The sequence below is a fragment of the Ferrimonas sediminicola genome (assembly GCF_005116715.1).
GTDB classification, from domain to species: domain Bacteria; phylum Pseudomonadota; class Gammaproteobacteria; order Enterobacterales; family Shewanellaceae; genus Ferrimonas; species Ferrimonas sediminicola.
Genome location: NZ_SWCI01000003.1, coordinates 1 through 13,743 on the forward strand (window position 1 = coordinate 1; position 13,743 = coordinate 13,743).

Annotated in this window: 15 protein-coding genes; 9 read left to right on the top strand and 6 right to left on the bottom strand. The window is 62.3% G+C overall.

From position 1 onward, the window contains the following. Window positions 1-82: 82 nt before the first annotated feature. Window positions 83-643 (bottom strand): DMT family transporter, encoded by a 561-nt coding sequence (locus tag FCL40_RS05885; RefSeq protein ID WP_136852243.1) that lies wholly within the window; start codon window positions 641-643, stop codon window positions 83-85. Between the two features lie 126 nt (window positions 644-769). Between FCL40_RS05885 and FCL40_RS05890 the strand changes: the two genes are divergently transcribed. Further along, window positions 770-1,261 (top strand): MarR family winged helix-turn-helix transcriptional regulator, encoded by a 492-nt coding sequence (locus FCL40_RS05890; protein ID WP_136852244.1) that lies wholly within the window; start codon window positions 770-772, stop codon window positions 1,259-1,261. Window positions 1,262-1,343: 82 nt separating this feature from the next. Here FCL40_RS05890 and FCL40_RS05895 read toward each other — a convergent pair whose 3' ends face one another. The 4 genes from FCL40_RS05895 to FCL40_RS05910 are packed head-to-tail and all read right to left on the bottom strand — an operon-like array spanning window position 1,344 to window position 4,962. After that, window positions 1,344-2,681, bottom strand: coding sequence for an AmpG family muropeptide MFS transporter (locus FCL40_RS05895; RefSeq protein WP_205729100.1), 1,338 nt, complete (start codon window positions 2,679-2,681; stop codon window positions 1,344-1,346). Between the two features lie 3 nt (window positions 2,682-2,684). Continuing rightward, window positions 2,685-3,266 carry a peptidylprolyl isomerase gene (locus FCL40_RS05900; RefSeq protein ID WP_136852245.1) on the bottom strand — a complete coding sequence of 194 codons (582 nt, stop codon included), beginning with the start codon at window positions 3,264-3,266 and terminating at the stop codon, window positions 2,685-2,687. A 6-nt stretch (window positions 3,267-3,272) separates the two neighbouring features. Then, the gene (locus tag FCL40_RS05905) at window positions 3,273-3,833 is read right to left on the bottom strand and encodes a YajG family lipoprotein (RefSeq protein ID WP_169307020.1); all 561 of its coding nucleotides are present in this window, start codon (window positions 3,831-3,833) and stop codon (window positions 3,273-3,275) included. Window positions 3,834-3,858: 25 nt separating this feature from the next. After that, on the bottom strand, window positions 3,859-4,962 hold the full coding sequence (locus FCL40_RS05910; RefSeq protein WP_136852247.1) for a methyltransferase: 1,104 nt from the start codon (window positions 4,960-4,962) through the stop codon (window positions 3,859-3,861). A 139-nt stretch (window positions 4,963-5,101) separates the two neighbouring features. On the opposite strand from FCL40_RS05910, the gene FCL40_RS05915 reads away from it, so the two are divergent. From FCL40_RS05915 to luxS, 8 genes are all read left to right on the top strand, one after another. Further along, window positions 5,102-6,241 (top strand): sugar diacid recognition domain-containing protein, encoded by a 1,140-nt coding sequence (locus FCL40_RS05915; RefSeq protein WP_136852552.1) that lies wholly within the window; start codon window positions 5,102-5,104, stop codon window positions 6,239-6,241. 212 nt (window positions 6,242-6,453) lie between these two features. Then, window positions 6,454-7,341, top strand: coding sequence for a glycerate kinase (locus FCL40_RS05920; RefSeq protein ID WP_136852248.1), 888 nt, complete (start codon window positions 6,454-6,456; stop codon window positions 7,339-7,341). Window positions 7,342-7,351: 10 nt separating this feature from the next. After that, window positions 7,352-7,972, top strand: coding sequence for an alpha-ketoglutarate-dependent dioxygenase AlkB family protein (locus FCL40_RS05925; protein WP_136852249.1), 621 nt, complete (start codon window positions 7,352-7,354; stop codon window positions 7,970-7,972). A 54-nt stretch (window positions 7,973-8,026) separates the two neighbouring features. Beyond that, entirely contained in the window at window positions 8,027-8,335 is a 309-nt protein-coding gene (locus FCL40_RS05930; RefSeq protein ID WP_136852250.1) for a BolA family protein, read from the top strand. 132 nt (window positions 8,336-8,467) lie between these two features. Continuing rightward, window positions 8,468-8,968, top strand: a complete 501-nt coding sequence (locus FCL40_RS05935; protein ID WP_229360282.1) for a TRAP transporter small permease subunit — start codon at window positions 8,468-8,470, stop codon at window positions 8,966-8,968. Then, window positions 8,965-10,332, top strand: coding sequence for a TRAP transporter large permease (locus FCL40_RS05940; protein WP_136852251.1), 1,368 nt, complete (start codon window positions 8,965-8,967; stop codon window positions 10,330-10,332). The genes FCL40_RS05935 and FCL40_RS05940 overlap by 4 nt, the downstream gene beginning before the upstream one ends. Before the next feature lie 25 nt (window positions 10,333-10,357). Next, complete coding sequence (locus FCL40_RS05945; RefSeq protein WP_407644141.1) at window positions 10,358-11,488, top strand: TRAP transporter substrate-binding protein; 1,131 nt, start codon at window positions 10,358-10,360, stop codon at window positions 11,486-11,488. Window positions 11,489-11,547: 59 nt separating this feature from the next. Beyond that, a complete protein-coding gene (gene luxS / locus FCL40_RS05950; RefSeq protein WP_136852253.1) occupies window positions 11,548-12,057 on the top strand; it encodes an S-ribosylhomocysteine lyase in 510 nt (169 codons plus the stop codon). Between the two features lie 68 nt (window positions 12,058-12,125). Here the strand turns inward: luxS and FCL40_RS05955 are convergent, their stop codons facing one another. Then, the gene (locus FCL40_RS05955; protein ID WP_229360283.1) at window positions 12,126-13,670 is read right to left on the bottom strand and encodes an MFS transporter; all 1,545 of its coding nucleotides are present in this window, start codon (window positions 13,668-13,670) and stop codon (window positions 12,126-12,128) included. Window positions 13,671-13,743: the final 73 nt, after the last annotated feature.

The window sequence follows — 13,743 nt, forward strand, 5'->3', positions numbered from 1 at the left end:
CGATCCGTGACCTGTTTGACGGCTTCTTTCTTGAACTCTTCTGGGTAACGCTGGCTGGACATAACACCTCCAAATGGGAGCCTTATTGTAAGGCTTTGGGGTGTCTATGGAAGTGGGGGCTATTCACCATGCCATCGGGTCGTCCCCACTTTTTGGTGAGAACAACACCCAAGGCCATCACACTGGTACCGGTCAGCCCTGCCAATACCCCTAGTGTATTCAGTTCAATGGTCGAGTGAATCAACAGCAAAGTGATTCCCACCATACCTATCACCGTGGCAAGAAGTTGATTTCTATCATAGGTGGTGCCCAGTAGCTGGGTTCCCAACGCCATAACAATGAGTGGCTGGCAGGACATCACCAGTGCGGCTATGCCTCCAGGGAGGAGATAGGCTGTGAGAAACAGAAAGTAGAAGAAGCCACCAATATTGAGCACACCTAGCAACATGAGTCGTGTCCACCAACCTCCTGAGGGCAGCTTGCCAAACAGGGCCAACAACAGGATTCCTGCGGGCAGGGCGCGTGCTGCGGCTGCGGTGAGCGGCATGTTATCGGGAAGTACTTCACTGGTGATGATGTAGGTGCTGCCCCAAATGATAGGGGCAAGGGCCGTCAGTAACAGGTTTTTTAGGGAGGTGTACATCCTTGGCTCCATATTTTGCCATTTGTAAAAGTATCTTTCATAAAAGGTTTGTGGTCTGGAGATTAGTGGATATCTACCATTCGATCAAGTATCTTTTCTGTAAACTAAATTGGCTGGGAGAAAACGATGCCTTCAGATCATGTTGACAGGTTGCTTGAACAATGGAAAAAGGAGCGAGCCGACCTGGATTGTTCACCCATTGGTGTTGTGGGTCGCATCAGTCGCTGCTGTCGACTGATGGAGCTTGATTTAATTAAAGTATTTAAAAATCATAATATTGACTCTATTGAGTTTGACATTCTCGCTTCCATTCGGCGCTCCTGCGGCCCCATGACTCCTACCGAGCTATACCGGACCCTGATGCTCTCTTCTGGCGCCATGAGTACGCGCTTGGAGAAGTTAGTGCAGAAGGGCTTTGTTACTCGAACCAGCAGCGACAGCGATAGGCGCAGTTGTGTGGTATCGCTTACACCAGAAGGTAAGGCACTGATCGACAAGGCGTTTACCGATCATGTTGCCAATGAAGATCGGTTATTGTCGCCACTGAGTAGTGATGAACGTCAACAGCTTGCCTCTCTGTTGCGGCGATGGCTGGCTGAGAATGAGAAGAAACAGTAGGGAAGTCGAGGATTCTTCGCGACTCACGGAAGAGGGGATCACCGGGAGCGCCTAACTCCACATAGTTCAAATATCGACTGCATCAGCGCCGAGCCACCGCTATCAGTGCTAGCACCGGCAGTCCGGAGAGGCAGCAGATCAGGAAGAAGGTTTCATAGCCGACGGCGTCCACCAGGGCGCCGGAGAAGCCCGCCAGGAACTTGGGCAGCAGCAGCATCATCGAGGAGAGCAGGGCGTACTGGGTGGCGGAGAAGGCCACATTGGTCAGGCTGGAGAGGTAGGTGATGAAGGCGGCGGTGGCCACCCCGGCGCTGAAGCTGTCGGCGGCGATCACCAGGGTCAGCAGGGTGGTGTCGTGGCCGACGCTGGCCTGCAGGGCAAACAGCAGGTTGGTCAGGGCCACGGAGGCGGCGCCGGCGAAGAGGATCCTCATGGTGCCGTAGCGGGCGATCAGCACCCCGCCGGCGGCGGCGCCCACCATGGTCATGATCACCCCGTACACCTTGGTGATGGTGGCGATCTCCCCCTTGCTGAAGCCCATGTCTACGTAGAACACATTGGCCATCACCCCCATCACCACATCGGCGATGCGATAGCTGGCGATCAGCGCCAGGATCAGCAGTGCCCGCGTGCCGAAACGATCGAAGAACTCCTTGAAGGGGCAGAGGATGGCGGTGTAGCCCCACATCAGCAGCGTCTGCAGGGGGGCGGGCAGGTGTCGCAGCCGTGCCAGGGTGGGCAGGGACTCCAGGGCCAGGCGCTCGCCGTTCAGCCGAGGCTCCCTGGCCAGCAGGGTGGCCACCACCCCGACGGTCATGGCGGCGGCCATGCACAGGTAGGCGGTTTGCCAGCCGACCGGGTTGTAGCCACTGTCGCCGCCGGCCCAGGCGGCGATGGCCAGGGCACCGGCGGTGGCCAGCATCATCCCCAGCCGGTAACCGGCCTGGTAGGCGGCGGCCAGGGCGCCTTGCATCTCCTCCGGGGCACTTTCGATGCGAAAGGCGTCCACCACGATGTCCTGGGTGGCGGAGCAAAATGCCACCATCAGGGCAAAGCCCACCAGGGCGGTGAGGCTGGTATCGGGATCGGAACTGGCCATGCCCCCCAGGCCGGCGATCAGCCCCAGCTGCGCCAGCAGCATCCAGCCGCGGCGCCGCCCCAGGGCTCGGGTCAGCAGCGGAAGCGGCAACCGGTCCACCAGGGGGGCCCACAGGAACTTGATGCTGTAGGCCATGGCCACCCAACTGAGGAAGCCGATGGTGGTGCGGTCGATGCCCGCCTCTCGCAGCCAGAAGGAGAGGGAGCCGAACACCAGCATCAGCGGCAGGCCGGAGGAGAACCCCAGGGCCAGCAGCAGCAGCACCCGGCGGTGCAGGTAGACGGAGAAGGCGCCGAAACGCGCCTTGAGGCGATCGATCAAGGGTTACTGTTCCAGCATCAGCGTGGCCTTGATCAGCAGCAGAGGTTTCACCGGTTTGCTGTCGGCGCCCATGTCCGGATCGTATTCGACCGGCACCTGCCCCATGGCATCCAACACCTCCAGGCCCTCGGTGACCATGCCGAACACCGCGTAGCCCCAGCGGCGCCGCGACGGATCCAGCCGGCTGTTGTCGGCGAGGTTGAAGTAGAACTGGTTGGTGGCGGTGTGGGGCGCCTTCTCCCTGGCCATGGCGATGGTGCCGTACTGGTTGGAGAGGCCGTTGCCGGACTCGTTGAACAGCGTCTCCCCCTCGTCGATGGGATCACCGGAGGCGGTGTAGCCGCCCCCCTGGACCACGAACTCGGCCACCACCCGGTGAAAGCTGGTGTTGTCGTAGGCGCCCTTGACCACATAGCGCAGGAAGTTGTCCACGGAGAGTGGGGCGCGGGTGCGGTCCAGCTCGACAATGAGGGTGCCGAGGCTGGTCTCCATCTTCACCCGGGGGAACAGGTTATCGCTCTGGATGTCCATGGCCCAGGCGGGGGCCAGCATCAGTGAAAACAGCAGGGCGGTGAGGGTGCGCATCCTTGCTTACTCCAGGTTGAGGTGGGTGTGCAGTTCCGGGTCGTTGACGATGTCACTCATCAGCTGGCTCAGGCGATCGTTCATCTCCCGTTCGATGCGGGCCATCTCGGGTTTCAGCGGGCCGGAGAAGCTGCTGCGTACCCGGTACTCCTTGGTCAGGGTGCGGCCGCGGTTGTCGACGATCACCGTGGCGATCAGGCTGGTGCTGGCGTCATGGCCGAAGGTGCCCTGGTCTATCTTCATCACCAGCTTATCCAGCGAGAGGGAGAGGGTGACCGTGGCCGCGGGATCGATGCGATAACCGAGCCTGGACAGGCCGTCGCGGATGCCCTGCTCCAGCAGCTGGCGTGGGGGCTCGGCCGGACTGAGCAGCTCGGCGGCACCGTCATCCTTGCGCACCTCCACCAGGAACTGCTCCGGCCGGTGGTCGACGCTGGTCAGGGCCAGTGCGCCCTGCTGGCTGCCCGCCTGCACCATGGGCGCAGAGGGGGCGAGGATCAGGGTGTTGGGGGCGGAGGCGCAGCCTGCCAGCAGCAGGGCGCCCAACAGGGGCAGCAGGGGTTTCATGGATGGCTTTCTCCTTGGCCAGAGATCATTTGATGGCATCGAGGATAACAAATTTGGCATTGGCTGCCACGGTCTCCACCTTGCCAAACAGACGGTTAAGCTTGATGTGATAACCCAGGTGGCGGTTGCCGATCACCCTCAGCCTGCCCCCCTTGGCCAGGGCGCGCTTGGCATCGCGGAACATCTGCCAGGCGATGTGGTCGGTGACCGCCTGCTGCTGATGGAAGGGCGGATTGCACAACACCAGGTCGGCGCTGGCCGGCGCCACTTCGGTGAGGCAGTCGTCCCAGTGAACCTCGAACCGCTCCGCCGGCAGGACTCTGGCCAGGTTGGCCCGGCAACTGGTTACCCCATGCCAGGACTCATCCACCGCCAGGATATGGGCATCCGGATTGGCCTTGGCCGCAGCCAGGGCGAGGATGCCGTTGCCACAGCCGAGATCGATGATGCGCCGGTGCCCATGGGGGATGTGGGTCAGCATCAGGTGGGCGGCCACGTCCAGCTTCTGCCCGGCAAAGGTATTGGGATGATTCTCCAGCAGGAACTCGGTGGCCGGCGCCTGCCAGGTCAGCACCAGCGGCTCACTGGCCCGGCGGTTGCTGGTGACACCGCTGAGCAGCCTGGCCTTCTTGCGGATGCGCGAGGGCTGGATCTCATCCAGATAGTGCTCGGTGAGCGCCTTGAGGGTGGAGGGCATCTCCTTGAGGCGGGCGGCGATCACCACCGGGGTCCCCTGGGGCAGGTGGCCATTGAGCCAGTCCAGCAGATGTTCCAGGTAGCGCAGGTTGCGTGGCAGCTTGATCCACACCTGGTCCACCGGTTCGGTGAGCTGGTCCAGGTCCGCCAGGCAGTGTGCCGGCCGGGGCAGGGCGTTGAGATCCAGGTTCTGCTTCAGCGCCTGGTGGGCCACAAACGAGTCGTTCACCCAGATGGGATTGAGCCTGGCGGCGGCGCACCCCAAAGCACCGAAGTGATCGTTGATGATCAGCAGCCGGCCCCTCACTTCGGGCAGGGCGTTAAGCATCAGCAGTTCGTCGGCGGCATCCCAGGCGATCAGCTCACTCTGCTGGGTTTCGGGGAAACGTCGGAGCCGCAGGTCGAGGGACTCCAGGGTCAGGATTTCAGACATGGTAAGGAGACAAAGCTAAAGATGGCGCTATTGTCGCAGAAGATGGGCATGGGGCCAAACCGCCGTTGGCTTCGCCGAGATTGCCGACACGCCCGCCTCGTGGCACACTGCCCCCAGGATTTATGCACTTGGCCAAATGATGAGACTGACCGAATCCATAGCCCGGCAGATCGTTGAACGCTCCATGAAAATTATCCAGTTCTCCGTGGTGGTGATGGATGAGCACGGCTGGATCATCGGCTCCGGGGATCCCAAGCGCCTCAATCAGAAGCATGAAGGGTCGATCCTGGCCATGGGCGACAACCGGGTGTTGGAGATCGACGATGCCATGGCCGCCCGGCTCAAGGGAGTGCTGCCGGGGATCAACCTGCCCATCCTGTTCCAGGGCAAGCCCATCGGGGTGGTGGGGATCTCCGGCAAACCGGAGCAGGTGCGCAGCTACGGCGAACTGGTGAAGATGACCGCCGAGATGGTGGTGGAGCAGGCCGCCCTGATGGACCAGATCCAGTGGAGCAAACGCCACCGGGACGAGTTGGTGCTTAGCTTGATCCATGGCGCCGATCTCAACGAGTCCCAGTTGCTGTCCCTGGCCCACCGTCTGGAGCTGGATCTGACCCAGCCGCGCATTGCCGCCATCATCAAGGTGTTTTCCAAGGATAGGGATACCCCCTCTCATCAGCATCTTCAGCGATTGGTGCAACTGCTGGAGTACCCGGAACGAAACAACCTGGTGGCCATCTCCTCGGTGACCGACAACGAGGTGGTGGTGCTCAAACCGGTACAGCTTACCGATGACGGCTGGTCGCTGGAGCGGGAGCGACGCCGGGTGGACAAGCTGCTGAACCGCATCCGCGGCGAGGCCGCCTTCGATATCCGCATTGCCCTGGGCGAGTACTTTCCGGGGCTTAGGGGACTGGCCCAATCCTACGACACCGCCAAGGCGACCCTGGATGCCCCGGGCAGTATAGGCGAAGTTCTGTTCTACCAGGATAACGTATTGCCCGTCCTGGTCGGCGGGCTGCAGTCGGACCCCTGGCGCCGCAAGCAACTGCTTCAGCCGCTGGAGCAGCTGATCGGTGCCGATGGCAACGGCGCGCTGCTGCGCACCCTCACCCGCTATTTTGAACTGGACTGCGACCAGGGGCGTACCTGCGATGCCCTGCATATCCACCGCAACACCCTGAGATACCGGCTGGATAAGATCAGCACCCTGACCGGGTTGGATCTGAATCGTCTGGCGGATCGCACCCGCCTCTACCTGGCGCTGCTCAGCCAATGACCCGGTAACCCGGGTCAGTTTCCCCTCGAGACCCTGTTTTTTGTGCGTTCGCACAAGAAATCCGAGAGTTTTTCGTTTCAGATTCGGTCAATCGTCCAAAGAAGCGGCGTCGCCGCTGTGTCATAGTATCTTTGTTGAACGACTGTGATCCAGGTGTAACCGAGGTTGTGGCTCTCTGTGATCTCCTGCGCCTGGTGAAGAGGACCGAATCGATGAATGTTGCCACTACCCAAGACTCCCACCTCAAGGTGAGCCTCAACGAGGAGGTTAAGGATGCCATCGACCAACGACGCCCCCCCCTGTCGCTGTGCACCGAGCAAAAGCACTCGCCCCTGGCCGAAGTCGCGGAGGGTGGGATCCTTGCCCTTGTGGCTGCTACAGGTGGCCGCTATCAAGGCTGCACGGTAGCCGGTCCCCTGGGGCGTCCCCGCCAGGCGCGGTTTGGCCTGCTGGGAGATGGCACTACGGCGGTCATCGATACCGATGAGGCCAACGGCGTCAGGTTGCTGGGCAGCGATCCGCGGCGTCCGATGGAGACCACCAGTCGCGGCTCCGGGGAGCTGATTCTGGCCGCACTGGATGCCGGAGCCAGCCGGATCATCATCGGTCTGGGGGCCAGTGCCGCCATCGACGGCGGCCTGGGACTGGCCCAGGCGCTGGGTGCCCGACTGGACAACATCTTCGGCGAGGCAGCCGCCCAGGGTGGGGCCGGCCTGGCCGGGCTGACATCCATTGAACCGGCCGGCCTGGATGGGCGCCTGGCCGAGGTGACCCTTGAGGTGGCCTGCCTCAACCTCAATCCCCTGTGCGGCCCCCGGGGCGCGGCCCGGCTCTACGGTTTCCAGCGTGGGGCCTGTGAAGAGACCATGCTGCAACTGGACGCCCACCTGTCCCACTTCGCCGACCTGATCCGCCACCGAACCGGTGTCGAGGTGAAGGCCGAGCCCGGCACGGGCGCCGGTGGTGGCCAGGGGGCACTGCTCTATGGCCTGCTGGGAGCGACCCTGAGGCCCCTTTCCGATGTGATGGCCACCGAGCTTCCAGGTGCCGGGGCCCTGTGCGGCCGCCGGGCGCCCGTCCGCCTGGCCCTGGCCCGCTGAACCGCTGCCAATGATGACTCTGGATGATTACCTGCTGCCCCAGCGGTTGCACAAGGGCGGCGTGGAACTGGCCCGCTACTGGAGTCACTTCCTCTCTGAGGAGCAGGCGGACCAGCTGCTTGGCCGCTGCCGGAATCTGCACTGGCAGCAACCCAGGGTCAGGGTGTTCGGCAAGGAGCACCTGATCCCCAGACAGCAGTGCTGGCTGGGCGAGCCGGGGTGCCAGTACCGCTACTCCGGCACCCTGCTGGACCCCGAGCCTCTTTCTCCCTGGCTCGATGCCCTGATGTTGTCGGTCTCGCAGCATTGCGGCGTCCGCTACAACACCGTCCTGGCCAACCGCTACCGGGATGGCGGGGACAAGATGGGCTGGCACAGTGACAACGAGCCCGAGATGGGGGCCGAGCCCCAGGTGGCCATTCTCTCCCTCGGGGCGGCCAGGCCCCTCCAGCTGCGGTGTGGCGAGGGCCAGCAGCAGGAGTTTGTCATGCCTCATGGCAGTCTGCTGCAACTGCTGCCCGAAGCCCAGCGTCGATGCAAGCATCAGCTTCCCGCCCGTGCCGCAGTCCACGGTGAGCGCATCAGTTTGACCTTCCGACGCATTACCCCGGGCTACTGGTCCAGGGGTTGAGTTCCCACGGGCTCGGCGGTATAAGGGAGCCTCAACACAGCAAGGAGTCCAGCGATGTCGATTCAACAGGCCATCGAAACCAAGGTGAGCCAGGCCCTCGCTCCCAGCCACCTGGAAGTGATCAACGAAAGCCATATGCACCGCACCCCCAAGGATGCCGAGACCCACTTCAAGCTGGTGGTGGTCAGCGAGCAGTTTGAAGGGAAACGGTTGCTTGCCCGCCACCGTAGCGTCAATGAATTGCTGCAGGCGGAGTTTGATGCCGGGCTGCACGCCCTGGCCCTGCACACCTATACCCCGGCAGAGTGGCGGGAGCGGACCCAGGCGCCGCGGACGCCCGGCTGCACCGGCTCCCTGAGCTGATCCCGGGACGCCGCCATCTGGCGGCGTTTCTGTTTCCCCCCTCGGCCCTCCGAGAGGTTCGCTTTTCTCCACCGAATCTGTTATCAAAATGTAAAGACCACCGTGGGTGGGCAACAGGATAACGGAGTCTCGGTGCAAGCCTTTGTCGAACTGAATGACCGCCTGTGTGAGGCCCTGGGCCGGCTCTGTGGCTGGCTGACCCTGCTGATGCTGCTGTGTGCCATGACCGTGGTGCTGCTGCGTTATGGGCTGGCACTGGGCTCCATCGCCCTGCAGGAGTCGGTCCTCTACCTTCACGGGAGCGCCTTTGCCCTGGGGGCGGCCTTTACCCTCAAGCGTGACGGCCACGTCAGGGTCGACATCTTCTACCGTGAGATGAGTCCGCGACGGCAGGCCGGGGTCAATGTGATCGCCCTGGCCCTGTTTGTCCTGCCATCCGTAGGCCTTATTGCCTATCTGAGCTGGGACTATGTGCTGGCCTCCTGGGGAGGGATGGAGGGTTCCGCCGAGGCCGGCGGTCTGCCCCTGGTGTACCTGCAGAAAAGCCTGCTGCTGCTGCTCTGCTTGACCCTGGGGTTGCAGGGCGTGGCCGAGTTGCTGCGCAACCTGATGTGTCTTGGGGAGGGGCCATGATCGCCCTGCTGCTGTTCGCCTCTGTCTGCCTGGTCTTGATGACCGGGGTTCCGGTTGCCTTCGCCCTGGCGGGGACGGCGTTGTGGTTTGCCCTGCTCGGATCTGCCGCCGGGCTGTTTGACTGGGCGTTCGTCACCGCTCTGCCCAATCGGCTGTACGGCATCCTCAATAACCAGACCCTGCTGGCGGTGCCTCTGTTCGTGCTGATGGGGGTGATCCTGGAGCGCTCCCGGCTGGCGGAGCAGTTGCTGGATGCCATGGGACAGCTGTTTGGCCGGGTGCGGGCGGGGCTGGCGATCTCGGTGATGCTGGTGGGGACCCTGCTGGCGGCCAGTACCGGCATCGTCGGGGCCACGGTGGTCACCATGGGGCTGATCTCCCTGCCGGCCATGCTCAAGAGGGGATACGACCCCGCCTTCAGTGCCGGAGCCATCTGTGCCACCGGTACCCTGGGGCAGATCATTCCCCCCTCCATCGCCCTGGTGCTGCTGGGGGACGTGCTGTCATCGGCGTTTCAGCAGGCCCAGTTGAAGTCGGGGATCTTCACTCCCAGGACGGTGTCGGTGGGGGATCTGTTCGCCGGAGCCCTGATCCCTGGCCTGATGCTGGTGAGCCTGTACATCCTCTATACCCTGTGGCTGGCCCGTCGTCACCCGCAACGGTTTGACCGGCTGACCGATGCCGTCAACCCCGAGGGCGCGCTGATCCGGCAGTTGCTGATGGCCCTGGTGCCGCCGCTGCTGTTGATCGTCCTGGTGCTGGGGTCGATTCTTCTGGGTCTGGCCACTCCTACCGAGGCCGCGGCCGTAGGGGCCGGTGGCGCCCTGGTTCTGGCCGCTGCCCGTCGCTCTCTGAACCTGGAGACCCTGCAAACGTCGTTGATGGAGACCGTCCGGATCACCGCCATGGTGTTTATGATCCTGGTGGGGGCCTCCCTGTTCTCCCTGGTGTTTCGTGGTCTTGGGGGCGAGCCGCTGATCCATGGGTTGCTCTCCTCACTGCCGGGCGGGGTGATCGGCGCCACCCTACTGGTGATGCTTCTGGTGTTTCTGCTGGGGTTCATCCTGGACTTCATCGAGATCACCTTCGTGGTGGTGCCCCTGGTGGCGCCCACGCTGTTGCTGATGGGGGTGGATCCGGTCTGGCTGGGGATCATGCTGGCCCTGAACCTGCAGACCTCGTTTCTGACCCCGCCGTTCGGGTTTGCCCTGTTCTACCTGAGGGGGGTGGCGCCGTCGGGGCTGGACAGCCTCACTCTCTACCGGGGGGTGTGGCCCTTTATTATGCTTCAGTTGCTGATGATGACGCTGCTTGCCCTGTGGCCATCTCTGGCAACTTGGTTGCCGTCTCAGATATATGGTTAATAATTAAACATAAACATCTATGGCTATGCCCGATCAGGGGCGTCCATCCGGGAGGAAAGATATGCGTCTAGTCGCGTTAGTGGTCCTGCTTCTGTCGCTGGTTGCCTGTGGCCAGCAACAGAACAGCGATATCCAGGCCCAGGCCCCCCAGCAGTACTACCAGTGGAAGCTGGTGACCTCCTGGCCCAAGAACTTTCCCGGGCTTGGCATGGCCCCGGAGCGGTTTGCCGAGCGGGTAAACCAGATGTCCGGCGGCCGGCTGACCATCACCGTCTACGGTGCCGGGGACCTGGTGCCCGCCTTCGAGGTGTTCGATGCCGTCAGCCAAGGCACCGCCGAGATGGGCCACAGCGCCGCCTACTACTGGAAAGGCAAGGTGCCGGCCGCCCAGTTTTTTACCACCATCCCCTTCGGCATGAACGCCCAGGAGATGAACAGCTGGCTTCGCTATGGCGGTGGGCTGGCGCTGTGGAGTGAGCTGTACGCCCCCTTTGGCATCAAGCCCCTGCCTGGCGGCAATACCGGGGTGCAGATGGGAGGATGGTTCAACAAGGAGATCCGCTCTCTGGAGGACTTCAAGGGGCTGAAGATGCGTCTGCCCGGATTGGGGGGGGAGGTGATCTCCCGCCTCGGTGGTGTGCCGGTGACCCTGCCCGGTCGGGAGCTGTTCACCGCCCTGCAGACCGGCGCCATCGATGCCACCGAGTGGGTCGGGCCCTATAACGACCTGGCCTTCGGCCTGCATAAGGCCGCGTCCTACTACTACTACCCCGGCTGGCATGAGCCGGGCACCAACCTGGAGTTCCTTATCAATCAGCAGGCGTTCGACGCCCTGCCTTCGGATCTTCAGGCGATCTTGACTAACGCCGCCGAGGGGGTGAACCAGGATATGCTGGATGAGTACACCATGCGCAATATCGAGGCCCTGGACGCCCTGGTGAATGATCATGGCATCAAGCTGCGTAAGTTTCCCGATGAGGTGCTCGATGCCTTGCGCAACACCGCCGAGCAGGTGATCACCGAACAGGCGGCCACCGATCCGCAGATGAAGCGGGTCTACGACAGTTACATGACCTTCTACCGGGGCGTGCGCCGTTACCACAAGGTCAGTGAGGAGGCCTACAATGAGGCCAGGGACTCCCTCTACCGGGATTGATCTTGGCGGATTCAGGGGGTATGGTTTAGCCGTATAGACGTATAGAAGGAAGTATGCTCATGCCATTGCTCGACAGCTTTATCGTTGACCATACCCGGATGGAAGCACCGGCGGTGCGGGTGGCCAAAACCATGGCCACTCCCAAGGGGGACTCCATTACGGTGTTTGACCTGAGGTTCTGCCTCCCTAACGTGGAGATCCTCTCAGAGCGGGGAATTCATACCCTGGAGCACCTGTTTGCCGGCTTCATGCGGGATCATCTCAACCAGGGGGAGCAGGAGATCATCGACATCTCGCCCATGGGCTGTCGCACCGGCTTCTACATGAGCCTGATCGGCTCTCCCTCGGAGCAGCAGGTGGCCGAAGCCTGGCGGGCGAGTATGCAGGATGTGCTGGCGGTGGAGAGCCAGGCGCAGATCCCCGAGCTCAACGAGTACCAGTGCGGCACCTGTGAGATGCACTCGTTGGATCAGGCCAAGGCGATTGCCGAAGATATCCTCAAGCGGGGCATCGGCGTCAACAGGAACGATGAACTGACCCTCAGCGCCGAGCAGTTGGCCAAGCTATAGCGACCATCTAGAGTACCGACGAAAAGGGGAGCCGAATGGCTCCCCTTTTTCGAGTCACGATGCAGTGATTAAGCCGCTGCGGCACTGGCCCTTTGCAGGCGGAACACCAGCTTGGCGTAGATGTAGATACCCACCGCAGAGATGGCGCCCACGGTGGCGATGATGTACCAGGCCATGCCGATGTCGTTGGCCTGGTACAGGGTCTGGGTCATCAGCTCCGGGGTGGTGTTGGCAAAGGCCACCAGCCGGTCGAACGCCTCACCCTGGGGGATCCCCTTGATGGTGTCGGCGGCCATGCCCAGCTCCGCCAGGTAGTCCCGGGATATGCGGTCCTTGGAGGCGAAGATGTCGTACAGCCAGGGGGCGATAAAGCCCTCAAGGGTCCAGCCGATCCCCTGGGGCAGCATCACGAAGCCCAGATACATCGCCTTCTTGTCCGCCGGGGCGATGTTGCCCATAAATTCGCCCTTCTTGGGGCTGAGCAGCATCTCCCCCAGGCTGAACACCACGATGGCCACGATCATAAACCAGGCGCCCGGGGTGAAGCCCACCACCAGCATGGCGCCGGTGCAGAACAGGGCACCGGCCAGCATCGAGCTCATGATGCGGAAGCGGGCGGTACCGGCCGCCACCAGGAAGCAGCAGGTGGCGATCATGATGGAGTTGACGCTCATCATAAAGTCGGGCATCACCCGGGTGCCTTCGTGATTCAGCCCCAGCAGGCCGATCCAGAAGGGGTTCTGGGTGCCGCCGGCGCCGAACAGGTCGGTGACGATGGTGGAGGTGTCCACCCACTCCTTGATATGGACCGGCAGCACGTCAAACATGGCGTTGAACATGAACCAGAAGCCGGAGAAGGCAAACATGTACCCAAACACCAGTGGTTTGCGGATCTCGTTGAGGGAGTCTTTCCACAATGCCTGCTGCTTGATCTGACCCGCTTTTACCGCCGCCTTGCGCTGCAGACGCTCCTGCTTGTCCGGCTCGGTGTACATCAGCAGGAACAGGAAGTTCAGGGAGATGATGGCGGCGCAGGCGAAGAACAGGTGATCCCAGGAGAGCTGACGCAGTTGCACTGCCACCAGGGGACCGAGGAATCCGCCGATGTTCACCAACTGGTAGAAGATGCCCCAAGCCATGGTGGTGGACTCTCGCGGCACCGCCTTCACCATGGTGCCTTGGATTCCCGGCTTGAAGATGCCGGTGCCGAAGGCCAGGGTCATGGCGCCCAGGGTAAAACCGAGGAAACTGGGGAAGAACGCCATGATCAGGTAGGCGGCGATCTTGATGACGGTGGAGAGGGCGATGGTTTCCTTGTAGCCGAGACGATCGGAGAGGCCGCCGGTGACGATGGGCACCGTGGTCTGGGTCAGGGCGAAGATGAACATGATGATGCCGTAGTCGGTCATGGTGATCCCCAGCCCCCCCTTGGAGGCGGGATCGCTGGCGTAGATGCCGGCGGTGGCCTTAACCCCGTAGTAGGCCAGTCGTTCCACGATCTCCATGCCGCCCACCAGCCAGAAGATGTATCCCAGCCCGGCGATGGAGGCCCAAAGCCCCAGTTGTTTGACCTCTCTCAGGTCGTTCTCTTTATATTTGTCCAGCTGTTGCACCTGTTAACCCTGTGTGATGGATGTAAGGAAGGTGGCCCGACTCTACAGGATACCGGGGCGCCAACTCAAGTCG

Coding starts and splice junctions, on each gene's coding strand:
- FCL40_RS05885 (WP_136852243.1), bottom strand. CDS start 643: ATGTACACCTCCCTAAAAAACCTGTTACTGACGGCCCTTGCCCCTATC.
- FCL40_RS05890 (WP_136852244.1), top strand. CDS start 770: ATGCCTTCAGATCATGTTGACAGGTTGCTTGAACAATGGAAAAAGGAG.
- FCL40_RS05900 (WP_136852245.1), bottom strand. CDS start 3,266: ATGCGCACCCTCACCGCCCTGCTGTTTTCACTGATGCTGGCCCCCGCC.
- FCL40_RS05905 (WP_169307020.1), bottom strand. CDS start 3,833: ATGAAACCCCTGCTGCCCCTGTTGGGCGCCCTGCTGCTGGCAGGCTGC.
- FCL40_RS05910 (WP_136852247.1), bottom strand. CDS start 4,962: ATGTCTGAAATCCTGACCCTGGAGTCCCTCGACCTGCGGCTCCGACGT.
- FCL40_RS05915 (WP_136852552.1), top strand. CDS start 5,102: ATGAGACTGACCGAATCCATAGCCCGGCAGATCGTTGAACGCTCCATG.
- FCL40_RS05920 (WP_136852248.1), top strand. CDS start 6,454: ATGAATGTTGCCACTACCCAAGACTCCCACCTCAAGGTGAGCCTCAAC.
- FCL40_RS05925 (WP_136852249.1), top strand. CDS start 7,352: ATGATGACTCTGGATGATTACCTGCTGCCCCAGCGGTTGCACAAGGGC.
- FCL40_RS05930 (WP_136852250.1), top strand. CDS start 8,027: ATGTCGATTCAACAGGCCATCGAAACCAAGGTGAGCCAGGCCCTCGCT.
- FCL40_RS05940 (WP_136852251.1), top strand. CDS start 8,965: ATGATCGCCCTGCTGCTGTTCGCCTCTGTCTGCCTGGTCTTGATGACC.
- FCL40_RS05945 (WP_407644141.1), top strand. CDS start 10,358: ATGCCCGATCAGGGGCGTCCATCCGGGAGGAAAGATATGCGTCTAGTC.
- luxS (WP_136852253.1), top strand. CDS start 11,548: ATGCCATTGCTCGACAGCTTTATCGTTGACCATACCCGGATGGAAGCA.